The following is a 24,469-nucleotide window of genomic DNA, read 5'->3' as shown; positions in this document are numbered from 1 at the left end:
ATTGCTTGAACTAGACTTGCTCATGGTTCGAAACCGACCGGAGAGCCGGTACTTGAATAGCACAGTCCACTGAGCTGTGCCGACCCGTCAGACCAAGGGGGGGCCTTGCAAGACGTCACGCTCGCACCACGTTCATCCACTCCTTCGCCCGCTCTCGTAGGCGCCTACGCGCACCTGCGGCGGGGCACGTCCGTCCTGGTCACCGGCTGGGAGCGGCTGGGGGCCGACGAGTTCGGGGTCGGCGTCCGGTGGCCGGCCGTGCAGGTGGGCCTGCCGTACGACCCGCGGATACTCGCCCAGACCATCCGGCAGAGCGGCCTGGTCGTCGCGCACGCCGAGTACGGCGTCCCGCTGACCCATCAGACCGTGTTGAGCACCCTGGACTACACGATCGACCCGGACTTCCGCGTGCCACGCGGCCGGAGCGCGAGGCTGGACGTACGGGTCACCGTGGCGAGCGCCGTGCGAAACCGACGGTCCGTCAGTTCTCTGCGGATGGGCATTCTGATCCGCTGTGACGGCGTCGTGGCGGCCCGGGCGGACTCCGAGTTCGGCTGGATCTCGCCCGCCGCCTACCGGCGGGTGCGGGGAGACGGCCTCGGGGTCGGCTGGGGCGCCTGGCCGTTACCGGAGCCGATAGCCGCCGACCTCGTGGCCCGGCCGCGCGCCACCGACGTCGCCCTCGCGCCGGGCGACCGGCCGCACCGCTGGCTGCTGCGCAACGACATCGACAACCACCTGCTCTTCGACCACCCCGTGGACCACGTCCCGGGGCTGGCCCTGCTGGAGGCCGCGGCCCAGGCCGCGCAGGCCCTCCGGGGCCGGTCGTCCTTCCTGCCCCTGCGGGTCGCCACCAGCTTCCGGCGGTACGTGGAGTTCGACCGGCCGTGCTGGATCGAGGCGGAGGAGACACCGGCCGGCCACCCCGCCCGGTGCGCCGTCCGGGTCACGGGCACGCAGGGCGGGGAGCCGGCCTTCCGGGTCGAGTTCAACGGTCTGCGGCGGTGACGGTGCCACCACCGGGCGGCCGGGGGCGGCTCACCGGTTGACGAAGCCGCCGTCCACCGGCAGGACGGTGCCGGTCAGGAACGGGCAGCGGTCGCTCAGCAGCCAGGCCGCCGCCTCCGCGATCTCCTCCGGAGCCGCCGTACGCCCCTGCGGCGTCAGCGAGTTGGCCAGATCCTCCAGGCCGGGATTGCGGCCGAACCAATCGGCCGTGATCTCGCTGCGGGTGGTTCCGGGGGCGACCGCGTTCACCCGGATGCCCTGCTTGGCGTACTCGTCGGCGGCGGCCCTGGTGAAGCCGATGACCGCGTGCTTCGAGGCGATGTAGGGGGCGGCGGCGGGGATCGACACCAGGCCGCCCACACTGCTGTTGTTGACGATGGTGCCCCCGCCGGATTGTTCCAGCATCGCCGTTATCTCGTAACGCAGGCAGTTGAAGACGCCGCGCACATTGGTGTCCATGACGGTGTCGTAGACGTCGTCCGACATCAGGTGCAGCGGGGTGCGGTCGCCGCCGATCCCCGCATTGTTGAAGGCCGAGTCGAGCCGCCCGTATTCGGCCACGGCGAACTCGACCGCCCTCGCGGCATCTCGGGCGACGGATACGTCACCGACCACGTACGCGGCGCGGGCTCCCTTTTCGCGTAGTTCGGCGGTCAGTGCGGCCAGGCGTTCTTCCCGGCGGGCGGTGAGCACCACGGTGGCGCCCTCCCGGGCGAACACGTGGGCCGCCGCGGCGCCGATGCCGCTGCTCGCGCCGGTGATGAGGACGATTCTGCCGGAGAGGAGGTCGCTGTTCATGGCCCGAAGTCTCGCAGGCCCCCGTCCGGACGTCACCAGGTCGGCCTGCCCTCCTGCTGTCACCATGATTTGACGGCGATTCAGTTCGTCGAGCCGGCATCGGAGCCCCGTCGAACCGGTGCGGCCGCCGGCGGTGCTACGTGCCCGTAGCGACCTGATGGACTATTCGGCACCTGACGGAGTGCCGGTCACCTGACGAAGTGTCGGTCACCTGACGAAGTGGGACGACGAACATTGGCCGGCACTCCGTTCTGTTCCATGATTTGGGCGGTGGCGGAGGCCGCCGACGGTTCGGCCCCCACCGTCGCGGTGCGGCGGTCCGGCCCGACCTCTGCGCCCACAGCCCTCGTGTTCCATCGACGTTCACCCAGGACGAACGAGAAGTTCTCCGGTCCCGCCGACGGTGCGGTGACCGCGCCCCCGGGCCTGTGTGGATTCGAATTCCGGCTCCGTTGACAGCCGCGCACGACGCTCGCCTGCTCGGCCGTGGGGCGACCGCGCCCATCGCCCGTTCGCGATTTGGAGAAATCGGTGGAAAGTACTCTGCTCGATATCCGACTGGAAAGCGCGTTGCAGCAACCACCGTGGGAGGACACCGCGCTGGTCCGCCAGGTGCGGAAGGAACTGGCGACCCGCCCCGCACTGGTCGAGGCGGAGGACGTCCGTACCCTGCGTGCGCTGCTGGCCCGGGTCGCCGCGGGCGAAGCCCACGTGGTGCAGGCGGGCGACTGCGCGGAGGACCCGGCCGAGTGCACCCCCGGCTACGTGGCCCGCAAGGTCGGCGTGCTCGACCTGCTCGCGGGCGCGCTCCAACTGGACACCTGCAAGCCGGTGATCCGCGCCGGCCGGATCGCCGGACAGTTCGCCAAGCCCCGCTCCCACCCCACCGAGCGGGTCGGGAACGTCGAACTGCCGGTCTACCGGGGGCACATGGTCAACAGTCCGGAGCCCGACCCGGAGCTGCGGCGCCCCGACCCCTTGAGACTGCTGACGGGCTACCAGACCGCCTACGACGTCATGGGACACCTGGGCTGGCGCAGCCGCGGCGGGCCCCTCTCCATCGGGACGCCCGTCTGGACGAGCCACGAGGCACTGCTGCTCGACTACGAAGTCCCCATGCTGCGCCGGGACGACGAGGGGCGGCTGCTGCTCGCCTCCACCCACTGGCCGTGGATCGGCGAGCGGACCAGGCAGGTCGACGGCGCCCACGTCACCCTGCTCGCCGAGGTGATGAACCCGGTGGCCTGCAAGGTCGGTCCCACCATGGCGGTCGACGACCTGCTGGCCCTGTGCGAGCGGCTCGACCCCCGGCGCGAGCCGGGCCGGCTCACCCTGATCGCCCGGCTGGGGGCCGAGGCGGTGGCCGGGCGGCTGCCCGTCCTCGTCGAGGCGGTGAAGGCCGCGGGCCACCCGGTGATCTGGCTCACCGACCCGATGCACGGCAACACCGTCAGCACGCCGGACGGCCTCAAGACCCGGTTCGTGCGGGAGATCTCCCGCGAGGTGCGGGAGTTCCAGCACGCCGTCCGCAACGCCGGCGGCACGGCGGGCGGGCTCCACCTGGAGACCACTCCCGACGACGTGACCGAATGCGTCCAGAGCGAAGCCCGGATCGACGAGGTCGGGGCCAAGTACACGAGCTTCTGCGACCCCCGGCTCAACCCGGGCCAGGCCCTCTCCGTGGTCTCGGCCTGGTGGCTGACCGGCCGGTCGACCCCGGTGGGCGCCGCCGCGGCCCAGGGCTGAGCCCACCCGCCGCCCCGGCGCCGCGTACCCGCGGCGCCACCGTGCCCCGGTCCGGCACCGCGGACGCCACCGCCCCCGGCGGCCGCGGCGCCGGACCGGCCCACCGGCGCGGCCGCCCGCACCACCCGCCCGGCGGCCCGTCCGGTCCCGCTCGACACCGCTCGGTCCCACCAGCCCCACCAGCGATTCGACCCAGGAACCCAGGAGAGGAAGGCCATGGCGGGCATACCCCCCATCGCGCCGTACCCGATGCCGACCGCGGCCGACCTGCCCGGCAACACCGCCCGGTGGACCGTGGATCCGGACCGGGCGGTGCTGCTCGTGCACGACATGCAGCGCTACTTCCTGCGGCCGTTCCCGGCGGCCGTCCGCGACCACCTGGTCGGCAACGCCGCCCGGTTGCGCGAGCGCAGCGCCGCCCTGGGGGTCCCGGTCGCCTACACCGCCCAGCCCGGCGGCATGACCGAGGAGGAGCGCGGCCTGCTGAAGGACTTCTGGGGGCCGGGCATGCGGGTCGACCCGGTCGACCGGCAGGTCGTCGAGCCGCTCGAACCGGCCCCGGCCGACTGGGTGTTCACCAAGTGGCGGTACAGCGCCTTCTTCCGCTCCGGCCTGCTGGACCGGATGCGCGAGCAGGGCCGCGACCAGCTCGTCCTCTGCGGCGTCTACGCGCACGTCGGGGTGCTGATGTCCGCGGTCGAGGCGTTCACCAACGACATCCAGCCGTTCCTGGTGGCGGACGCCGTCGCGGACTTCTCCGAGGAGTACCACCGGCTGGCCCTGGACTACGCGGCGCAGCGCTGCGCCGTGGTCGTCACCACCGACGACGTCCTCGCCGGGCTCCGGCCGGCCGCCGTCGCGGCCGGTGGCCCGGGGGAGGCCGGCGCATGACCGGGGCCGGGGCGGCGCCGTACCCCGTGGACCTGCTGGACCGCGTCCTGGGGCTGCGGCCGCCGCCCTTCGCCCTCATCCACCGCCCGGAGTCGACCGGGCCGGACGCGCTGGACGTGCTGGTCGGCACGGTGTCGACGCCGGGGACGCTCGCCGAGCTCCCCGTCCCGGCCGGGGCCGTCCCCGCCGGGGCCGTCCCCGCCGGGGCCGCGGCCGCCGGGGACGCCCGTCACGAGGTGCTGGCGATCGTCCCCTACCGGCAGATCGCCGAGCGCGGCTACGCCTGCGCCGACGACGGCGAGCCGCTGATCGCGATGACCGTCACCGACCAGGGCGTGCTGCCGCTGGCCGAGGTGCTGCGACGGCTCCCGGACGTGCCGATCGAGCTGGCCGGCGGCCACTTCGACATGGACGACGAGACCTACGCCGGGACGGTGCGCAGGGTCGTCGCCGACGAGATCGGCCGGGGCGAGGGCGCGAACTTCGTCATCAAGCGCTCGTTCCTCGCCGACATCACCGGCTACACCACGCACAGCGCGCTGTCGTTCTTCCGGCGGCTGGTGCGGGGCGAGTCGGGCGCCTACTGGACCTTCATCGTGCACACCGGCGCCCGTACGTTCGTCGGCGCCACCCCGGAGCGGCACCTCAGCCTCGCCGGCGGCAAGGCCGTGATGAACCCGATCAGCGGCACCTACCGGTACCCGCCGTCCGGCCCGACCCTGCCCGGGGTGATGGACTTCCTGGCCGACCGCAAGGAGGCCGACGAGCTGTACATGGTGGTGGACGAGGAACTCAAGATGATGGCCCGGATCTGCGCGGAGGGCGGCCGGGTGGTGGGCCCGTACCTCAAGGAGATGGCGCGGTTGGCGCACACCGAGTACTTCATCGAGGGGCGCACCGACCGCGATCCGCGGGAGATCCTGCGCGAGACGCTGTTCGCCCCGACCGTCACCGGCAGCCCGCTGGAGAGCGCCTGCCGGGTCATCCGCCGGTACGAGCCGCAGGGCCGCGGCTACTACAGCGGGGTGGTCGCGCTGATCGGGCGCGACGAGCACGGTGGATCCGCGCTGGACTCGTCGATCCTGATCCGCACGGCCGACATCGACGACGCGGGCCGGGTCCGGATCGGGGTGGGTGCCACCCTGGTGCGCCACTCCGACCCCGAGCAGGAGGTGGCCGAGACCCGGGCGAAGGCGGCGGGCCTGCTCGCGGCCCTTCAGGCGGACGGCCCGGCGGCGCCGGCCCCGACCCTGACCCCGACCCCGACCCCGGCCCCGACCCCGGCCGTCTACGGCGCGCACCCGGACGTCCGGGCCGCGCTGGAGCGGCGCAACGCCGGCATCGCCGACTTCTGGCTGGCACCGGTGTCCGCGCGCTCCCGGCCGAGGCCCGCCCTGACCGGTCGCCGGGTGCTCGTGGTGGACGCGGAGGACACCTTCACCGCGATGATCGACCACCAGCTCCGCTCGCTCGGCCTCGCGGTGACGGTCCGCCGGTTCGACGAGCCGTACGCGCCGGACGGGTACGACCTCGTCGTGATGGGCCCCGGTCCGGGAGATCCACGCGGCGCGGGCCACCCCAAGATCGCGCGGCTGCGGTCGACGATCGACACGCTGCTCCGGGAGCGGCGGCCGTTCTTCGCGGTCTGCCTCAGCCACCAGGTGCTCGGCCTGCGGCTCGGCCTCCCGCTGGTCCGCCGGGAGGCGCCGAACCAGGGCGTGCAGCGGGAGATCGACCTCTTCGGCGTCCGGGAGCGGGTGGGCTTCTACAACACCTTCGCGGCCCGCAGCGTCGAGGCCAAGGTCGAGTGCGAGGGCGTCGGCCTGGTCGAGGTGAGCCGCGACGCGGACACCGGCGAGGTGCACGCGCTGCGCGGCCCGCACTTCGCCTCGCTGCAGTTCCACGCCGAGTCGATCCTCACCGAGGACGGCGTCCGGCTGGTCGGCGGGCTGCTGACCGAGGTACTGGCGGGCTGAGGGGCCGCCGGACGGCTACGGCTCCCCACCGGCGCCCGGGCGCTCCGGGAGGGGGTCCAGACCGGCCGAACGGGCGGCCTCGCGGAGCAGCTCGCGCAGCATGACGGTGCTCAGCCGGCCGGTGTTCGTGTTGCGCGGGCTGACGTGGTAGCACCCGTACAGCTCCAGTGGCGGTCCGCCGTCAGCGGCCGGCAGGGTGACCCGGGCGCCGTGGCCGAAGACCGGCCGGGGCCGGGGCACCTGCCAGCCGGCGGCGGCGACCGCCGGGAGCAGCGCCTGCCAGGCGAAGCCGCCGAGTGCCACGACGGTCCGCACGGTCGGCCGCAGCAGCTCCAGCTCGCGGGTGATCCACGGGCGGCAGGTGTCCCGTTCGGCGGTGGTCGGCTTGTTGTCGGGCGGCGCGCAGCGCACCGGGTCGGTGATCCGGACGCCGTGCAGGCGCAGGCCGTCCCCGTGCCGGACCGACTCGGCGCGGTTCGCCAGCCCGAGCGCGTGGAGCGTGGCGTAGAGCAGGTCGCCGGACGGGTCGCCGGTGAAGATCCGGCCGGTGCGGTTGCCGCCGTGCGCGGCGGGGGCGAGGCCGACCAGGACCAGCGGCGCGTCGGGCGGGCCGAAGCCGGGGATCGGGCGGCCCCAGTAGTCCCAGTCCAGGTAGGCGCGGCGCTTGGTGCGGGCCGTCGCCTCGCGCCACTCGACCAGGCGGGGACAGGCGCGGCAGCCGGTGACGACGGCGTCCAGCGCGGGGACCGTGGCCGTGCGGGCGGCGGCCGCGACGGGGTGGCCCGGATCCTCGGGGTCGGTGGCCGGGCCGTCGGCTGCGGGCTGGGACATGGGGACGATCTTAGGCGCGGCGGCCGGCGGTCGGCGGCCGACGGGCAGCGCGTTCCGGCGGCGCCTCCGCAGGCGTAGCGTGGAATCGGCTGCTCCGGCGGCCCCCGGCCGGGCCGGGGCGGCGACCGCCGGGGCGGTGGTGCGCGCGAGGAGACCGCGATGCTGATATTCGATGCGGTGCTGGCGGCCGTCGTACTGGTGGCCGTGTGGGCCGGGCTGAGCGTCCGGGTCGTGCAGCAGTTCCAGCGGGGCGTGGTGTTCCGCTTCGGCCGGGTGCGCGAGCAGGTGCAGGGCCCCGGGCTGGTGCGGCTGATGCCGGTGGCGGACCGGCTGCGCAAGGTGAACGTCCAGATCGTGACGATGCCGATCCCCGCCCAGGAGGGCATCACCCGCGACAACGTGACCGTCCGGGTGGACGCGGTCGTCTACTTCCGGGTGGAGGACCCGGTGAAGGCGACCGTCAACGTGCAGGACTACAACTTCGCCATCTCGCAGGTCGCCCAGACCTCGCTGCGCTCGATCATCGGCAAGAGCGAGCTGGACGACCTGCTGGCCAACCGGGAGCCGATCAACCAGGGACTGGAGCTGATGATCGACAGCCCGGCGCTGGGCTGGGGCATCGAGATCGACCGGGTCGAGATCAAGGACGTCGCCCTGCCGGAGTCGATGAAGCGCTCGATGTCCCGGCAGGCGGAGGCCGAGCGGGAGCGCCGGGCGAGGATCATCACGGCGGACGGCGAGTACCAGGCCTCGGCGCGGCTGTCGGAGGCCGCGGCGGTGATGAGTGCGACTCCGGCGGCGCTCCAACTGCGGCTGCTGCAGACCGTGGTGGAGGTGGCGGCGGAGAAGAACTCGACGCTGGTGCTGCCGTTCCCGGTCGAGCTGCTGCGGTTCCTGGACAGCGCGGCGGAGGTGAACCGCAGGACGGCGGCCGACGGCGGCGAGCAGGCGGGCGCGGAGCCGCCACCGGCCGAACCGCCGCGGCTGCCGGAGGTGGAGCAGCTTGAACTGCCGCCGCTGGAGGAGGTGCTGGAGCAGTCGCCGGTGGGCCGGCTGAACGGCCCCGACCACCCCGCGCCGGGCCCGGTGGCGGCGCCCCCGGGCCCGGACCACGATGGAGGGACGGGAGTGGCAGGCACGTCAGGAGGCCGATCATGACCAGAGCCAGCGACATCATGCACCCGGGCGCGGCGTGCGTGGGTGAGCACGAGACCCTCGCCTCCGCCGCCCGGATCATGCGGGAACGCGACGTCGGGGCGTTGCCCATCTGCGGTGAGCGGCAGAAGCTGCTCGGCATCGTGACCGACCGCGACATCGTGCTGAAGTGCGTCGCCGAGGGCCGCGACCCCGAACAGGTGACGGCGGGCGAGATCGCCCAGGGCCGGCCGATGACGGTGGAGGCGGACGAGGACGCCGAGCAGGTGCTGCGGATGATGGAGCAGTACCGGGTGCGCCGGCTCCCGGTGATCAACCACCCGGAGCACGAGGTGGTCGGGATGATCAGCGAGGCGGACATCGCGCGCGGCTTGCCGCAGGCCCGGCTGGCGGAGTTCGTCTCGGCGGTCTGCGCGGAGGAGCCGCCGCGGTCGACGGAGGTGCAGGAGCCGCAGGCGGTCTAGGGTCGCGCGCCGCTCCCACCGGGCGGTCAGCGCTGCTCCCGGAGGCCCCGTTGCAGCAGTTCGGCGAGGTGGAGGGCCTGGCGGCCCTCGGCCAGGTGGGCGATCTGGGTGCGGCAGCTGAAGCCGTCGGCCAGCACGACGGTGTCCGGGGCCGCCGCGCGCAGCTCGGGCAGCAGCACGCGTTCGGCGATCGTCACGGACACCTCGAAGTGGCCCCGCTCGAAGCCGAAGCTGCCGGCCAGCCCGCAGCAGCCGGAGTCGAGGACGCGGTTGCGCAGACCGGTGCGGGCCTCCACCCGGCGGTCGGCGGCGGTGCCGAGGACGGCGTGCTGGTGGCAGTGGGTCTGGGTGACGGCGTCCAGCGGGAGCCGGGGGAGCGGGGCGTCCGGCGCGTACTGGTCGATGAACTCGGCGAAGGTGCGCGTCCGTTCGGCGAGCGGGCGGCCGTCGGCGCCGAGCAGGCGGGGCAGGTCCTCGCGCAGGGTGGCGGTGCAGCTCGGGTCCATGCCGACCACCGGGGTGTCGGCGGGCAGCCCGGTGGCGGCGAGCGCACGCAGGCTGCGCCGCATCACCCGCCGGGCGGTGCCCAGCTGGCCGCTGGAGTACCAGGTGAGCCCGCAGCAGACGGGGCCGTCCGGCAGCCGGACGTCGAAGCCCAGGTGGGAGAGCACCTCGACGGCGGCGCGCAGCACGTTCGGCTGGAGGTGGTCGGAGAAGGTGTCCGGCCAGAGCAGGACGGGGCGGGCGCCGGCCGGGGCCGGGTGCGTGGCGCGGTGACGGCGGTACCAGCGGGTGAAGGTCTCGGGCGGGAACACCGGGACCGGTCGGCGCCGGTCCACCCCGCCGAGCCGCTTCAGCGGGCCGGCGGCGGCGGACCGGGCCATCAGGTTGGCCGCGCCGGGGGCGAGTGCGACGGCCCGCAGCCAGAGCGGCAGCCACCCCATCGAGTAGTGCGACAGGGGCCTGGGGCGGTGCCGGTAGTGCTGGTACAGGAACTCGGTCCGGTAGGTGGCCATGTCGACGTGGACCGGGCAGTCGCCGGCGCAGCCCTTGCAGCCGAGGCAGAGGTCCAGCGCCTCCCTGACCTCCGGTGAGCGCCAGCCGTCCGGGATCGCGCCCTCCGCGCCGCGCAGCATCTCGGCGAGCAGCCGGGCGCGGCCCCGGGTGGAGTGGCGCTCCTCGCCGGTGGCCATGTAGCTCGGGCACATCACCCCGGTCTCGGGGTCCACGCACTTGGCCACCCCGACGCAGCGGTGCACGGCCTTGGCGAGGCTGCCGTCGTCCTGCGCGTACGGGAGGGCGAGCGGGAGCGCGCGTACCGGCCCGGCCAGCCGCAGGTCGGCGTCGGGCGGGCGCGGGTCCACCAGGGCGCCCGGGTTGAGCAGGTTGTCGGGGTCCCAGATCCGCTTGAACTCGCCGAAGAGCGCGATGATCCCGGGCGGGTACATCCGGGGCAGCAGCTCGGCGCGGGCCTGCCCGTCGCCGTGCTCACCGGAGAGCGAACCGCCGTACGAGACCGCGAGGTCGGCGGCCTGCTCCAGGAACTCCCGGAACACCGCCGGCCCGTGCGGCGCGGTGAGCGGGAAGTCGATCCGCAGGTGGACGCAGCCCTCGCCGAAGTGCCCGTACGGGACGCCGCGCAGGTGGTGGCGGCGCAGCAGCGCCCGCAGGTCGCGCAGGTAGTCGCCGAGCCGCTCCGGCGGGACGGCCGAGTCCTCCCAGCCGGGCCAGGCCTCGCCGCCGTCGGGCAGCCGGGTGACGATCCCCGCGCCGGCCTCGCGCACGCCCCAGAGCTGGCGCTGCTCGCCGGGGTCGGTGATGACGGAGGTGGTGGCGGAGCGCTCCCGGCGGACGGCGTCGGCGAGCCGCCGGGCCGCGTCGAGGGCCTCGGCGGGGGTCGCGCCGGCGGTCTCCAGGAAGAGCCAGCAGGCGCCCTCGGGCAGCCGGTCCAGTGCGGGCGGGCGCGGTCCGGCGGCGAGCAGCGCGGCGATCAGGTCGGCGGCCATGCCCTCGACGGTCAGCGGGCGCAGCGGCAGCAGGGCGGGGACGGCGTCGGCGGCGGCCGTCTCGTCCGGGTAGCCGGCCACCACCAGGGCACGGGCGGGCGGCTCCTCGACCAGCCGGACGGTGGCGCCGAGCAGCAGCGCGCAGGTGCCCTCGGTGCCGGTGAGGGCCCGGGCGAGGTGGTGGCCGCGTTCGGGGAGCAGGGCGTCCAGCGGGTAGCCCGAGGTGCGGCGAGGCAGGTCCGGCATGCCCTGGCGGATCACGGCGAGGTTGCGGTCGGTGAAGTCCTGGAGGTCGCGGTGGAGTCGGCCCGCGCGCCCGGGCAGGGCGCGCAGCGCCGTGCGTTCGGCGGGCCCGAGCGGGCCGCCGACGGTGAGTTCGGTGCCGTCGGCGAGCAGCAGGTCGAGGGACTCGACGTTGTCGGAGGTGCGCCCCCAGACGACGGAGTGGGCGCCGCAGGAGTCGTTGCCGATCATGCCGCCGAGGGTGCACCGGCTGTGCGTGGACGGGTCCGGCCCGAAGCGCAGGCCGTGCGGGCGGGCGGCCCGCTGGAGGTGGTCCAGCACGGCGCCCGGCTCGACCCGGGCGGTGCGGCGTTCCGGGTCCACGCCGAGCACCGCGCCCAGGTGGCGCCGGAAGTCCAGGACGACCGCGCCCGGGCCGATCGCCTGCCCGCCGATGCTGGTGCCGGCCCCGCGCGGCACCACCGGTACGCCGTACTGCCGGCAGAGCGCGACGGCCGTCCGGACGTCGTCGAGGTCGGCCGGCTTGACCACGCCGAGCGGCAGGTGGCGGTAGTTGGACGCGTCGTGGCTGTAGACGGTGCGCTCGGCGGCGCCGAAGCGGACGTCGCCGCGCAGGGTCGCGGCGAGCTCCCGCGCGAGGTCGGCGCCGGGGGCGGCGGACGGTCGGCTCACGTGGGTCCTCCCGGGGGTGGGCTCGGCGTACCGCCGCCGATCATCCCAGCCGGACGGCGCGCCCGGTACGGGCCACCCCGGCGTGCGGCCGACGGAGTGTCGGCCGCACACCGGCTCCGGCTCCGCCGGACGGACGTCCGGTCTCCCGGCCCGGGGCCGTCCGGCTCAGGCCGAGGCCCGGCGGCGGGCCGAGCCGGTGAGGGTGCCCTTGGCGATGTGCGAGAGCTTGGCCATCTCGAAGGCCGGGTAGGCGCCGCCGGCCAGCAGCGAGAACTTCACGCCCTCGCGCCCGCCGGGCCGCCGGTGCCCGGCCGGCTGGAAGCGGCGGTGGTGCTCGGCGGCGCGGTGGAAGAACTGGGGCCGCTCGGCCCGCGCCACGCACCCGGCCAGGTCGAACACGAACAGGTAGTGCCGGACCATCCGGGTGAACAGGGCGTCGCGGACGGCCTCCAGCTCCGGCTGTCGGGCTGCCACCTCGTCCAGCAGGGCGAAGCTGCGCTCGTACTGGTCGAAGATGTCGAACTGGCTGCTGCCGGGCGAGCCGGCCGGGTGGACGGTCTCCCGCCGCCGCAGCTGGACGCAGGCGCGCGGCAGCACGGCGATCCGCCCGGCGGTCAGCATGGCCCGGTGCACGGCCGGGATCTCCTCGTAGCGGCCGTCCGGGAAGGCGAGCGCGCGGCCCTGCCAGAAGTCGCGCCGCAGCAGCCGGTCCCAGATCAGCGCGGGCGCGCCGAGCAGCTCGGGACGGGCGGCCGGCCCGGTGACCTCGGGCCCGGCCTCGGCCAGCACCGCCTCCGCGCCGCCCGGCCAGTCGCGCCCGCCGTGCCGCCGGGTGTGCCCGAACAGCAGCACGTCCACCGGGCCGGTCTGCTCCAGCCGGTCGGCGAGCGAGCGCAGGCCGTCCCGGGGGAGCAGGTGGTCGGCGTCGAGGAAGAGCAGGTACTCGCCGGTCGCCCGGGCGGCGCCCGCGTCCCGGCTGACGCCCACGCCGACGGCGGCGTTGAGGCGCAGCGCCGAGACCTGCGGGTGCCGCGCCGCGTACGCGTCGGCGAGATCGGCCGGGGTCTCGGGGGAACGGTCCGCGACCAGGATGACCTCGAAGTCGCGGAAGGACTGCGCGAGGAGCGAGTCGAGGCATTCCGCCAGCTGTTTCTGCTGGTCGTAGGCGGGGAGCACGACGCTGATCAGGGGAGAGGGCATGAGGCCGGAGCGTAGGAGCGCGGCCGGAAGGTGGCAAAGCCCTGACGGTCGGTAATTCTGATCAATCCGCGTCAAATCGTACGAGCGTGCGCCATATCTTCACCCGTCATGCCGGGCGTGTCCACGTCGAGCGGCGCCGCCGGCCGGATCCGACGACGGCGCCGGTGCCCGCGCGGACGGGCCGGTCGCGGCGCGGTCCCGGACCTCGCGGTGCGGAAAGGCCGAGGACCCCGCGCGGGTCTGCCGCGCGGGGTCCTCGGGGCTGCTACCGGCCGGGTCGGCTCAGTACCAGTGGTGGCTCTGCCAGAAGGACCAGGCGCCGCAGGGGCTGCCGTACCGGGAGTTCATGTAGTCCAGGCCCCACTTGATCTGGGTGGCGGGGTTGGTGCGCCAGTCGGCGCCGGCCGAGGCCATCTTGGAGCCGGGGAGCGCCTGGACCAGGCCGTAGGCGCCGGAGGAGGCGTTGACGGCGAGGTGGTTCCAGCTGCTCTCGTGGGACACGATGTTGCTGAAGCACTGCAGCTGGCCGGCCGGGACGATCTGGGCGGCGATCTCACGGGCGCTGCCGGAGTAGGTGGGCTTGGCGTTGAGCGCGGCGCGCTCCTGCGAGCGGGAGGCGGCGGCCTCCGCGTCGGCCTTGGCCTTGGCGTCCGCCTGCGCCTTCGCCTCGGCCTGGGCCTTCGCCTCGGCCTGGGCCTGCGCGGCGGCCTGGGCCTGCGCGGCGGCGGCCGCCTCGGCCTGTGCCTGGGCCTGCGCCTGTGCCTGGGCAGCGGCCGCAGCAGCGGCGTCGGCCGCGGCCGGGTCGGCCTGGGCGGCCACCGGCTGCCCGTCCACGGAGACACCGGCCACCGGGGCGGCCGCCTCGGCGACGCTGCCGCCGCTCTGCGGGACGGCGAGGGCGGCGGTGGCCGCACCCGCCACCACGAGGGTGGTGATACCGGTGATCAGCGAGTTGCGGCGGGCATGGCTGAGCTGCATGGAGCGGACGATCCTTTTCCGTCGGGGGCCGTACCGGGGAGCACGGGGGCTCCGGCACGAGGACACGGGCGGACAGGGCCCGCGATGCCGTCCGGGACGGCCATGGCACCCCGGCCGTGACGGCGGGGCGGGCGGGACGCGCGGCGGACGGACCGGTTCGCGCTGCCTGGCGACTGGCCATTCTTCGCAGAGCCCGGCGGGAGCGGCAAAGGCAGCGGCTACTACGGCGGGTAGTGGGTGGGGCGGCCCGAACGGCGAAGCGCCCGGCCGCGGCCGGGCGCTTCGAGGTGGGGGGTCCGATCCCGTCGACCGACGGCCGGTCGAGCGCCGGTCCGACGGAGCCGGGGGTGAATCGGCGCGGTGGCCTGCGTTCTTCGCCGTCCGCTCCGGGGTCGGCCACTGGGCCGGCACGGCCGGGCGGCGCCGCTCCGCGGCTGCGTGGGCGGACCGCGGCCCGGCGACAACTATCGAGGGCAGTAGCAGCGCGGAGCCGTGTGGGCGGCTTCACAGCGCGGCGGCCCCGGTGCGACGCGCGGTGACCGGACGGTCACCGCTCCGCGCCCCCGGCCCTCAGCGGGAGGAGTACGGGTCCGGCCCCCCGTACGGCCGGACCGGCTCCGGGCCCGTCGCGTACGGGTTCCCCGGCACCGGTCGCTGCTCGCCGTACCCGGGCCCGTACCCGGGCACCCCGGGTGCCCCGCCCGCGTCGTCCGCCTGGTCCTGCTGCTCCTGCTGGTCCTGCCGGTCCTGCTCGTTCGGCTCGTCCTCGGCGTCCTCCACCGGCACCAGGTCGCGCGCCAGCAGGGTGGCACCGGCCACCGCGCCGGGCATCGCGAGGACGGTCACCAACGGGACGAGGAAGCCCAGGATCAGCGGCACGCCGAAGCCGAACGCCAGCCCGAGCCGGGAGCGCAGCAGCCGGATCCGCTCGCGCTGCGGCACGCCGCGCCGCTGCAGGGCCACCGCCGTCAGCTCGACGGTGAGGAAGAAGCCGGACACCAGGAACCCGGCCACCGGCACCAGCGTCTGCCCGACCACCGGGATGAACCCGCAGGCGAACAGCAGGACGCCGAACCCGGCCACCCGGACCAGCACGTAGAGGCTGTCCCGCGCCGAGACGGCCAGCTCGCGCCAGAGCGGCACGTCCGGCGGGGTGGGCGCGCCGCCCTCGGTCTCGTCGACCTTCTCGCAGAGCGACTCGTAGAACGGCTGGCCGACCAGCAGCGTGACGGCGGTGAAGGTGATGACGGAGATCAGCAGCCCGCCGCCGAAGACGATCGCGGCGAGGGCGGTGCGCAGCAGGCCCTGCCAGGGCGAGCCCCAGCCGTCGGCGAACGGGGTGGCCCACTCGGCGAGCTCCTCCGACCAGCCGCCGAGGAACACCAGCGCCACCACGTACCCGACCAGGGTGATCAGCGCGGGCAGCATCCCGAAACCCCACCAGCGGCCGTGCCGGCCCACCCACTTCTGGCCCTTGGCCAGGTACCCCAACCCCGCTGCAAGATCTCGCATAGGGGGAAGGGTAGGGGCTGGGCGTCGGCGGGTCATCTCCGTCCCGTCCTGATCCGGTACCGGGGGCGGGCCCGCCGGGCACCGGGCCGGACATCGCACCACGCGCCGGAGACGGGCCCGGCCCCCGGGCGCCGGGCCGGGAAACGCCACCGGGCCCGGGAGCCTCCGCAACGGCTCCCGGGCCCGGCGTGCGGGCGGCGCGACGGCTCAGGCAGCCGGCGTCACTGCCGCAGCCCGTCGCCTGCGGCCCACCACGGCCGATGCCGTCAGCACGATGGCTGCGGCGACCAGCGACAGGTACATCTGCTTCCGCCCGTCGGCGTCGGTGAACATGTACGCCATCACAAAGCCGATCATGCCGATCGCGGTCCAGGTGAGGTAGGGGTACAGCCACATCCGGACGGTCAGGCGCTCGGGCGTCTCGCGCTCGATGATCTTGCGCATCCTCAACTGGGAGAAGCAGATCACGAGCCAGACGAAGAGCGCCACCGCGCCGGAGGAGTTGAGCAGGAAGGAGAAGACGGTGTCGGGGGAGGTGTAGTTGAAGAACACCGCCACGAAGCCGAAGACCACCGAGACGAGGATCGCGATCCGCGGCACGCCGCGGCTGGTCACCGAGGCGAAGGCCTTGGGGGCGTCGCCGCGCTGGCCCAGCGAGAAGGCCATCCGGGAGGCGGTGTACATCCCCGAGTTGAGGCAGGAGAGCACGGCGGTCAGCACGATCACGTCCATCACCTGGCCGGCGCCCGGGATGCCGACGTGCTCCAGCACGGCGACGTAGGGGCTGCCCTTGACGGCCGCCGAGTCCCACGGGAGCAGGGTCACGACCAGCAGGATCGAACCCAGGTAGAAGATGCCGATGCGCCAGATCACACTGTTGGTGGCCTTGCTGACCGCCTTCTCCGGGTCCTCCGACTCGCCGGCGGCCAGGGTGACGATCTCGCTGCCCATGAAGGCGAAGACCACGGTGAGCATGCCGGTGAAGACCGCGCCCACACCGTGCGGGAGGAAGCCGCCGTGGCCGGTCAGGTTCTCCGTGCCGACCGCGTGGGTGCCGGGCAGCAGCCCGAACGCGGCGAGCGTGCCGATCACCAGGAAGGCGGCGATCGCCACCACCTTGATGCCGGCGAACCAGAACTCGAACTCGCCGTAGGAGGCCACCGAGAAGAGGTTGGTGGCGGTCAGCACCGCCATCACGATCAGTGCGAACGCCCACTGCGGCACGCCGGGCACCCAGTTGTTGAGGATCTTCGCCCCGGCGGTGGCCTCGACGGCCAGCACCACGACCCAGAAGAACCAGTACAGCCAGCCGATCGAGAAGCCGGCCCAGCGGCCGAGCGCCCGGTCGGCGTAGGCCGAGAACGATCCGCTCTGCGGGTCGGCCGCCGCCATCTCACCGAGCATCCGCATGACCAGGACGACCAGCACGCCGGCGAGAGCGTAGGAGAGCAGGATGCCGGGGCCGGTGGCCGCGATGCCCGCGCCGGAGCCGACGAACAGGCCGGCCCCGATCACGCCGCCGATCGCGATCATCGACAGGTGGCGGTTCTTGAGCCCGGCCTTCAGGTGCCCGTCGGCGCCCTGACCGTGCTGGAGCTGCTTCTGCTGCTGCGGAGCGGCATCGGCCGGCGGCGAGCCGGCCGAGGTGGTGGTTTCCGCACTCATCGAGGGTGCCCTGTGCCTTTCCCGCGCGGCTGCCCCTCGGCTCGAACGCCGGAGGGTGGGGGACGGACCCGCGCATTGCGGTGCAACTTAACTTCTACCTACGAGTATCGGAACAAGGCCTTCGGAACTGTTCGCTCAGCGGACACAAAGCACCAGGTCAGAGCGGGTGGACCGGGGTGGTGGAAAGCTCAAATCTGACACAGCGCCAGCCGTCCGGCGGCCTCGGGGGCCGTCGTCGGCGCCGGCCGGGCGGGCGTTCATACTGGCGGCGTGATGATCGTCCTCGTGGTGATCGGCGTCCTCGCCGTCCTGGCCGTGCTGGCCCTCGCGCACTGGTACCTCTGGCGGCGCCTGGTGCGCGACGTCTCCGCTCCCGGCGGTCGGTGGCGCCGGGCGGGCACCGTGCTGGCCGTCGTGCTGCCGCTGCTCTCGCTGGGCGCGCTGGTCGGCGGGCGGGGGTTGCCGATGTCCGTCGAACGCTGGCTGGCCTGGCCGGGCTACCTCTGGCTGGCGGTGCTGCTCTACCTGCTGATGGCGGTGGCGGTCGGCGAGGCCCTCCGCCCGCTGCTGCTCCGGCTGCCGCGGCCGCGGGCGGAGGCCCCGCTGGAGCCGGTGGCCGCCCCCGCATCCGCGTCCGCCCCCGCGGCGGCGGACGGCGACGCAGCCGAGCCGGCCGCCGCCGCGCCGGTGCCGACCACCGCGCCCTCGCCCGGGCGCCGGCTCTTCGTCGCCCGGACGCTCGCGATCGGCGCCTCCGGCGCGGCGGCCGCCGTGGTCGGCACCGGCACCTACGGGGTGCTGCGCGGGCCGCGTCTGAAGCAGGTCACCGTGCCGCTGGCGAAGCTGCCCGCGCGGGCGCACGGCTACCGGATCGCCGTGGTCAGCGACATCCACCTGGGCCCGATCCTCGGGCGCGAGCACACCCGGCGGATCGTCGACACGATCAACGGCGCGCAGCCCGACCTGATCGCGATCGTCGGTGACCTGGTGGACGGCTCGGTCGCCGAACTCGGGCGTGCCGCGGAGCCGCTGGCGCAGCTGCGGGCGCGGGACGGCGCGTACTTCGTCACCGGCAACCACGAGTACTTCTCCGGCGCGGCCCCGTGGGTGGACTTCGTCCGCGAGCTGGGCGTCCACCCGCTGCAGAACGCCCGGGTGGAGCTCGCCGGGTTCGACCTGGCCGGGGTCAACGACATCGCCGGGCGCACCGAGGGCGACGGCCCGGACTTCGACAAGGCGCTCGGCGACCGCGACCGGGCGCGCACCTCGGTGCTGCTCTCGCACCAGCCGGTCACCATCCACGACGCCGTCCGGCACGGCGTCGACCTCCAGCTCTCCGGCCACACCCACGGCGGCCAGCTCTGGCCGGGCAACTACCTGGCCGAACTGGCCAACCCCACCGTCGCCGGCCTGGAACGGTACGGCGACACCCAGCTGTACGTGACCCGCGGGGCCGGGGCATGGGGCCCGCCGGTCCGGGTCGGCGCGCCGTCCGACATCACCATCGTCACGCTGGCCTCGCTCCAGGCCTGATCCGGGCGGCCCGGCCCGGCCCGCCCGGCCCACCCCGCCACCCTCAGGCCCGCTCGCCCTCGCCCTCGGTGTCGAGGTGCGGGAGCACTCGGTCCAGGAAGCGGGGCGTCCACCAGGCCGCGGGGCCCAGCAGGGTCATCACGGCCGGGACCAGGAGCAGCCGGACCACGGTGGCGTCGATCAGCACGCTGACGGCCAGCCCGAGGCCCATCATCTTGATCACGATGTTGTCGCTCACGATGAAGGCGGCGAACACACTGACCATGATCAGCGCCGCGCAGGTGATCACCCGGGCGGTGATCTCCAGGGCGTGGGCCACGCTGCCCCGGCTGTCCCCGGTGCTCAGCCAGGCCTCGTGCACCCGGGAGAGCAGGAAGATCTCGTAGTCCATGCTGAGGCCGAAGACGATGGCGAACATCATCATCGGGACGTAGCTCTCGATCGGGACCGTTCCGGCGACCCCCAGTGCGGGCCCGCCCCAGCCCCACTGGAAGACCGCCACCAGGACGCCGTAGGAGGCGGCGATGGAGATCAGGTTGAGCACGGCCGCCTTCACCGCGATCAGCAGGCCCCGGAAGACGGCCAGGATGATCAGGAAGGCCAGGCCGACCACCACCGCGATGATCGGCAGCAGCCGGGCGGCCACGATGTCGGCGAACTCCACCTGGGCGGCCGTCGTGCCGGTCACATAGGTCTTGGCGCCGCTCCCCGCCACGGCCTGCGGCAGGACGGTGCCGGAGAGGTGCCCGACCAGCTGGGTGGTCTGCTCGTCCTGCGGCCGCTGGGCGGGGGTGACGGTGTCGAACAGCACGTCGCCGTCGGAGCTGGTCTGGAGCGGGGTGACGCCGGAGGTGTCGGGCGTGCCGGCCAGCGCCTGCTGCACGGAGCTCAGCAGCGCCGGCCGGGCGTCGGCCGCGACGGCGCTCTGGTCGACGACCACGGTGATCGGGCCGTTGGAGCCGGGGCCGAAGGCGTCGGACATCAGGTCGAAGGCGCGCCGGTCGGTGAAGGTGGTCGGGTCGGCCCCGTCGTCGATGTGGCCGAGCTGGATGGAGAAGAGCGGGATGGCGAGGACGCCGACGACGACCACCCCGGCGGCCAGGAACCACCACGGGCGGCGCTCCACCCGCTGGGCGTAGCGGTGCCACGTCCCGGTGATCTCCTCGCCGGGCGCGACGCCGGTCTCGGCGACCGGCGAATGCACCGTCCAGCGGTCCATCCGGCGGCCGATCAGGCCCATCAGGGCCGGGAGCAGGGTGAGTGCGGCGAGGACGGCGGAGATCACCGTCACCCCCGCGGCGGCGCCGAGCTTGGCGATGAAGTTGACCCGGGAGACGACCAGACCGGCCAGCGCGATCACCACGGTGCAGCCGGAGACCAGCACCGCCCGGCCGCTGGTCGCCACGGCGTGCCCGGCGGAGGCCACCGGGTCCTTGCCGTCCATCAGGCCCTGTCGGTGCCGGGTGAGCAGGAAGAGCGCGTAGTCGATGCCGACGCCGATGCCGATCATGGTCGCCAGGGTGGGGGCGACCGTGGCGAAGGTGGTGGCGGCGGCCAGCAGGCCGAGCACCCCGAGGCCGACGACGGCCCCGATCAGGGCGGTGACCAGCGGCAGGCCGGCCGCGATCACGCTGCCGAAGCCGATCAGCAGAACGACGATCGCGACCCCGAAGCCGATCAGCTCGCTGACCCGGTCGTCGGCCACCGGGCGCGCCAGTTCGCCCAGCGGCCCGCCGTACTCGACCTCCACCCCGGCCGCCCGCAACGGGGCGACGGCGGTGTCGACGCCGTCGAGGTAGTCGTCGCCGAGGGTCGTGGGGTTCACGTCGAAGCGGACGGTGAGGTAGCCGGTGAGGCCGTCCGCGGCGAGCGGTCCGCCGGGCGGGGAGGGCTGGCCGGCGGGCGGCAGCGGACTCTGCGCGGACTGCACGTGCGGCAGCGCGCTCAGCGAGCCGACCACCTGGTCGATCTGGCTCTGGAACCCGGTCAGTGACTGGCTGTCGTGGAGCACCACCTGGGAGCTGGTGCCGCCGGCCGCCGGTTCGTGCGCCTGGAGGACGTTGCGGCCCTCCTGCGCCTGGGTGTCCGAGAGCGAGAAGTCGTCCGAGAACGTCCCGCCGACCGCCCGGTCGATCACCTGGACGCCGGCCAGGGCGACCAGCCAGAGCACGATCACCAGGACCGAGTGGCGCGCGCACCACTCGCCCAGTCGCCGCAGGGCGCCGCGCCGGGGCGGTTGCGGGGGGCGGGCCGGGCCGGGGACGCGGGCGGGGCCGCCCGAGGACGAGGGCATGAACGCTCCTGGGGCCGGGGGTGACGTTCCGTCACGCCTGGTCGGGCGGGACCACGGAGTCCCGATGCTAGGGAGCGGTGCCGGGCGATCCGGGGCGATCACCCGCTGACACGCCCCGGTGCCTCCGTTCGGCGGGTCCAGCCCGGGCCCGTCGGCCCGCCCCCGCGCCCGGCCGGAACCTCAGGCCGGGCGCAGCTCCAGCAGGACGATCCGCGCGCCCTCCGGCCGCCCGGTGAGGCGGGCGGCGAGGATCCGCGGGATGTCGCTCTCCTGCGAGTACCCGGGCACCACCGTGACCTCCGCCCGCCGGACCCCGGGCTCCCCGGCCACGGCGTACGACACGACGTACGTGGTCCGCTCCGGCGGCGGGGGCGGGCGCGTCCCCGGCATGGCGCCACCTCCTCGGCTCCCGCCCATTGTCCGCCGGTCCGGCCCGGTCCGGCCCGCCGCGTCGGCCCGGACCGGGACCGTGTGGCCGATCGGGGTGAATCCGGGCACAGTGGAAATCTCCGGGAGGGGGACCGTCCGGGAAGGGGCGACACCCCATGCAGACCACCTGGAAGGGGACGATCAGCTTCGGGCTGGTCAGCATCCCCGTCCACCTGTACTCCGCGACCCAGGAGCACGACGTCCCGCTGCACCAGGTGCACGCGAAGGACGGCGGCCGGGTGCGGATGAAGCGGTACTGCGAGCAGGAGGGGAAGGAAGTCCCCTACGCGGAGATCGCCAAGGGCTACGAGTCACCCGACGGGCGGACCGTCACCCTCACCGACGAGGACCTCGCCGAGCTGCCGCTGCCCAGCAAGAAGGTCATCGACGTGCTGGCGTTCGTGGACGCGGCCGAGATCGACCCGCTGATGTTCTCCAAGGCCTACTACGTCGGTGTCGCCGACAAGGCCGCCGCCAAGCCGTACGCGCTGCTGCGCGACGCGCTCACCGAGTCCGGCCGGATCGCGGTCACCAAGATCGCGCTGCGGACCAGGGAGTCGCCGGCCGTGCTGCGGGTGCACGACGGGACGCTGGTGCTGCAGACCTGCATCTGGCCCGACGAGGTCCGCCCGGCGGCCGGGATCGCGCCCGACGAGCAGGTGACCGTGCGGCCGCAGGAGCTGAAGATGGCCCGCTCGCTGATGGACACGCTCTCCGAGGACTTCGACCTCTCCCAGCTCCACGACGACTACCAGCAGGCGCTGCAGCAGGTCATCGAGGCCCGGATCCAGGGCGTCGAGGTGCCGCACGAGGAGGAGCCCGGCGAGGCTCCGGACAACGTCATCGATCTGATGGCGGCGCTGCGCAGCAGTCTCAAGGAGGCCAAGGGCGCCCATCGCGGCCGCCGGGCCGGGCCGGGCGCCGAGCCGGAGGCCGGCCCGGCGGTGGAGGAGCTGCCCCCGGTGGAGGCCCCGGCACCCCGCAAGCGCGCGCCCGCCGGGAAGGCTGCGGCCGGGAAGGCGCCCGCCGGGAAGGCGGCGGCCAAGAAGGCGACGGCTCCCGGGACGGCCACCGGCCGGGCCACCGCGGACCGGGCCGCCACCAGGGCCACCACCAGGGCCGCGGCCGGCACCGCGAAGCCGGCCGCGGCCGCGAAGAAGACCACCAGCAGGAAGTCCGCAGCTCCCCGCAAGGTCTCGTGAGGCCTTGGTGAGCTGATCACCGGCAGTCCCCGACGTCCGGAGGCGATCCCAGATGGACCTACTGACCTACAAGGCGCTCGACACCGGCCCCGACGCGCCGCGGCACCCGAGCCTGGCGCACCGGGCCTGGCACGGCCTGCTCAGTCTCGGTCCGACGGCCGTGGTGCTGATGCTCGCGCTCTCGCTCGGCCTCGGCGCCGTCGGGTCCCAGGTGACCTCGCTGCCCTGGCTGATCGTCTTCAGCATCGTGTGGGGCGTCACGCTGATCGCGCTGTGCGGCATGGTCGCCCGGTGGATGACGCCCGGCCAGGGCAGGCACCGGATGGCCGCCTGACCCGGGCCGGGGCGGGGCCCGGACGGCCCCGCCCCGGCCGCCGTCAGGCCACCCAGACGGTGGTGATGTTGCAGAACTCCCGGATCCCGTGGCCGCTCAGCTCGCGCCCGAAGCCCGAGCGCTTGACGCCGCCGAACGGCAGGGCCGGGTGCGAGGCCGTCATGCCGTTGAAGAACACCCCGCCGGCCTGGATGTCCCGGACGAAGCGCTCCTGCTCGGCCGGGTCGGTGGTCCAGACGTTGGAGCTGAGCCCGAAGGGCGTGTCGTTGGCCAGCGCCACCGCCTCGTCCAGGTCGGCGGCCTCGTAGACGGTGGCGACCGGGCCGAAGGTCTCCTCCAGGTGGATCCGCATCGCCGGGGTGATGCCGGTCAGTACCGTCGGCTCGTAGAACCAGCCGGCCTCCCGGCCCGCGGGGCGGCGGCCGCCGCACTCCACGCCGGCCCCGTGCGCCCGGGCGTCCTCGACCAGCTCCTCCAGGTCGTCCCGCCCCTGGCTGCTGGCCATCGGGCCGACCTCGGTCGCCTCCTCCATCGGATCGCCGACGGTCAGCGCCCGCATGGCCGCGGTGAACGCCTCGGTGAACGGCCGGTACACGGCGGTGTGCACGATGAAGCGCTTGGCGGCGATGCAGGACTGCCCGTTGTTCTGCACCCGGGCCCGGACGGCGGTGGCCACGGCGGCGTCCAGGTCGGCGCTCGGCAGGACCACGAACGGGTCGCTGCCGCCCAGCTCCAGCACGGCCTTCTTCACCTCGTCCGCGGCCGTCGCCGCCACCGCCCGCCCGGCGGGCTCGCTGCCGGTCAGTGTCACCGCCGCCACCCGGCGGTCGCGGATCACGCCCTCCACCGCGCCCGAGCCGATCAGCAGGGTCTGGAAGCAGCCCTCCGGGAATCCGGCCCGGCGGAACAGCTCCTCCAGGGCCACCGCCGTCCGGGGGACGTTGGACGCGTGCTTCAGCAGGCCGACGTTGCCCGCCATCAGGGCCGGCGCGGCGAACCGGATCACCTGCCAGAACGGGAAGTTCCACGGCATCACGGCCAGCACCGCCCCGATCGGGCGGTAGCGGACGTAGGCCCGGGCGGCGCCGGAGTCGGCGACGTCGGCCGGGGCGGGGTGCTCGTCGGCGAGCAGCCCCTCGGCGTTCTCGGCGTACCAGCGCATCGCCTTCGCGCACTTGGCGGCCTCGGCGCGGGCGGCCGCCAGCGGCTTGCCCATCTCCTCGGTCATCGTGCGGGCGACGGACTCCAGGTCCGCGTCCAGCAGGTCGGCGGCGCGGCGCAGCAGCTCGGCGCGGTACGCGAAGGAGGTGGTGCGGTAGGACTGGAACGCCGCCTCGGCGCGGGCCAGCCGCTGCTCGATGCCGGCGGCGTCCAGCGCTTCGAAGGTCTCCAGGGTCTCGCCGGTCGCGGGGTTGACGCTTGCGATGGCCATGCGGTGGGCTCCCAGGTGTCCGTGGGGGATTGCTCCGGAGTCGTTGCTCCACCCTGGCCGACACCCCGCCCCGAGCGCACCACCGCCGCCCGGCGTGTCCC

Annotated in this window: 19 protein-coding genes; 9 read left to right on the top strand and 10 right to left on the bottom strand. The window is 74.4% G+C overall.

The features are described 5' to 3' along the window. The first annotated feature begins 105 nt into the window (after positions 1–105). On the top strand, positions 106–1,008 hold the full coding sequence (locus ABZ495_RS01100) for a ScbA/BarX family gamma-butyrolactone biosynthesis protein (RefSeq protein WP_359833825.1): 903 nt from the start codon (positions 106–108) through the stop codon (positions 1,006–1,008). Positions 1,009–1,038: 30 nt separating this feature from the next. Here ABZ495_RS01100 and ABZ495_RS01095 read toward each other — a convergent pair whose 3' ends face one another. Continuing rightward, complete coding sequence (locus tag ABZ495_RS01095; protein ID WP_329486488.1) at positions 1,039–1,806, bottom strand: glucose 1-dehydrogenase; 768 nt, start codon at positions 1,804–1,806, stop codon at positions 1,039–1,041. A gap of 531 nt (positions 1,807–2,337) precedes the next feature. Here ABZ495_RS01095 and ABZ495_RS01090 point away from each other — a divergent pair. The 3 genes from ABZ495_RS01090 to ABZ495_RS01080 all read left to right on the top strand — a co-directional run bounded on the left by ABZ495_RS01090 (position 2,338) and on the right by ABZ495_RS01080 (position 6,419). Then, positions 2,338–3,552, top strand: coding sequence for a 3-deoxy-7-phosphoheptulonate synthase (locus ABZ495_RS01090; RefSeq protein ID WP_359833823.1), 1,215 nt, complete (start codon positions 2,338–2,340; stop codon positions 3,550–3,552). Between the two features lie 216 nt (positions 3,553–3,768). Beyond that, a complete protein-coding gene (locus tag ABZ495_RS01085) occupies positions 3,769–4,443 on the top strand; it encodes an isochorismatase family protein (protein ID WP_352288788.1) in 675 nt (224 codons plus the stop codon). Next, positions 4,440–6,419 (top strand): anthranilate synthase family protein, encoded by a 1,980-nt coding sequence (locus ABZ495_RS01080; RefSeq protein WP_359833821.1) that lies wholly within the window; start codon positions 4,440–4,442, stop codon positions 6,417–6,419. The genes ABZ495_RS01085 and ABZ495_RS01080 overlap by 4 nt, the downstream gene beginning before the upstream one ends. A 15-nt stretch (positions 6,420–6,434) precedes the next feature. On the opposite strand, the gene ABZ495_RS01075 is transcribed toward ABZ495_RS01080, so the two are convergent. Then, on the bottom strand, positions 6,435–7,250 hold the full coding sequence (locus tag ABZ495_RS01075; protein ID WP_359833819.1) for a uracil-DNA glycosylase: 816 nt from the start codon (positions 7,248–7,250) through the stop codon (positions 6,435–6,437). Between the two features lie 159 nt (positions 7,251–7,409). Between ABZ495_RS01075 and ABZ495_RS01070 the strand changes: the two genes are divergently transcribed. Both ABZ495_RS01070 and ABZ495_RS01065 read left to right on the top strand, forming a co-directional pair. Continuing rightward, a complete protein-coding gene (locus ABZ495_RS01070) occupies positions 7,410–8,408 on the top strand; it encodes a slipin family protein (protein ID WP_359833817.1) in 999 nt (332 codons plus the stop codon). Beyond that, a complete protein-coding gene (locus ABZ495_RS01065; RefSeq protein ID WP_329486479.1) occupies positions 8,405–8,869 on the top strand; it encodes a CBS domain-containing protein in 465 nt (154 codons plus the stop codon). The genes ABZ495_RS01070 and ABZ495_RS01065 overlap by 4 nt, the downstream gene beginning before the upstream one ends. A 26-nt stretch (positions 8,870–8,895) precedes the next feature. Here the strand turns inward: ABZ495_RS01065 and ABZ495_RS01060 are convergent, their stop codons facing one another. From ABZ495_RS01060 to ABZ495_RS01040, 5 genes are all read right to left on the bottom strand, one after another. After that, positions 8,896–11,790 carry an FAD-binding and (Fe-S)-binding domain-containing protein gene (locus ABZ495_RS01060; RefSeq protein ID WP_359833815.1) on the bottom strand — a complete coding sequence of 965 codons (2,895 nt, stop codon included), beginning with the start codon at positions 11,788–11,790 and terminating at the stop codon, positions 8,896–8,898. Between the two features lie 165 nt (positions 11,791–11,955). Next, entirely contained in the window at positions 11,956–12,990 is a 1,035-nt protein-coding gene (locus ABZ495_RS01055; protein WP_359833814.1) for a glycosyltransferase, read from the bottom strand. A 282-nt stretch (positions 12,991–13,272) separates the two neighbouring features. Continuing rightward, on the bottom strand, positions 13,273–13,968 hold the full coding sequence (locus ABZ495_RS01050) for a lytic transglycosylase domain-containing protein (protein ID WP_359833812.1): 696 nt from the start codon (positions 13,966–13,968) through the stop codon (positions 13,273–13,275). A 570-nt stretch (positions 13,969–14,538) separates the two neighbouring features. Beyond that, complete coding sequence (locus tag ABZ495_RS01045) at positions 14,539–15,480, bottom strand: EI24 domain-containing protein (RefSeq protein WP_359833810.1); 942 nt, start codon at positions 15,478–15,480, stop codon at positions 14,539–14,541. A 207-nt stretch (positions 15,481–15,687) separates the two neighbouring features. Then, positions 15,688–17,145: an amino acid permease gene (locus tag ABZ495_RS01040; protein WP_359833808.1), complete on the bottom strand. Its 1,458-nt coding sequence runs from the start codon at positions 17,143–17,145 to the stop codon at positions 15,688–15,690. Between the two features lie 273 nt (positions 17,146–17,418). Between ABZ495_RS01040 and ABZ495_RS01035 the strand changes: the two genes are divergently transcribed. Continuing rightward, positions 17,419–18,678, top strand: a complete 1,260-nt coding sequence (locus tag ABZ495_RS01035) for a metallophosphoesterase (protein WP_359833890.1) — start codon at positions 17,419–17,421, stop codon at positions 18,676–18,678. Between the two features lie 43 nt (positions 18,679–18,721). Here the strand turns inward: ABZ495_RS01035 and ABZ495_RS01030 are convergent, their stop codons facing one another. Together ABZ495_RS01030 and ABZ495_RS01025 are read right to left on the bottom strand one after the other, a co-directional pair. Then, on the bottom strand, positions 18,722–20,971 hold the full coding sequence (locus ABZ495_RS01030; protein ID WP_359803875.1) for an MMPL family transporter: 2,250 nt from the start codon (positions 20,969–20,971) through the stop codon (positions 18,722–18,724). Positions 20,972–21,151: 180 nt separating this feature from the next. Then, positions 21,152–21,361: a hypothetical protein gene (locus ABZ495_RS01025; protein ID WP_359803876.1), complete on the bottom strand. Its 210-nt coding sequence runs from the start codon at positions 21,359–21,361 to the stop codon at positions 21,152–21,154. 155 nt (positions 21,362–21,516) lie between these two features. On the opposite strand from ABZ495_RS01025, the gene ABZ495_RS01020 reads away from it, so the two are divergent. Both ABZ495_RS01020 and ABZ495_RS01015 read left to right on the top strand, forming a co-directional pair. Next, positions 21,517–22,602 (top strand): Ku protein, encoded by a 1,086-nt coding sequence (locus ABZ495_RS01020; protein WP_359833806.1) that lies wholly within the window; start codon positions 21,517–21,519, stop codon positions 22,600–22,602. Positions 22,603–22,654: 52 nt separating this feature from the next. Continuing rightward, positions 22,655–22,936 (top strand): hypothetical protein, encoded by a 282-nt coding sequence (locus ABZ495_RS01015; RefSeq protein ID WP_329486470.1) that lies wholly within the window; start codon positions 22,655–22,657, stop codon positions 22,934–22,936. A gap of 43 nt (positions 22,937–22,979) precedes the next feature. Here ABZ495_RS01015 and ABZ495_RS01010 read toward each other — a convergent pair whose 3' ends face one another. Continuing rightward, entirely contained in the window at positions 22,980–24,368 is a 1,389-nt protein-coding gene (locus ABZ495_RS01010) for an NADP-dependent succinic semialdehyde dehydrogenase (RefSeq protein WP_359803878.1), read from the bottom strand. Positions 24,369–24,469: the final 101 nt, after the last annotated feature.

This window comes from Kitasatospora sp. NPDC005748 (assembly GCF_040630735.1).
In the GTDB taxonomy this organism is placed as follows: domain Bacteria; phylum Actinomycetota; class Actinomycetes; order Streptomycetales; family Streptomycetaceae; genus Kitasatospora.
The sequence above is the reverse complement of the archived record's forward strand: the minus strand, read 5'-3'. Positions and strand labels throughout refer to the sequence as shown.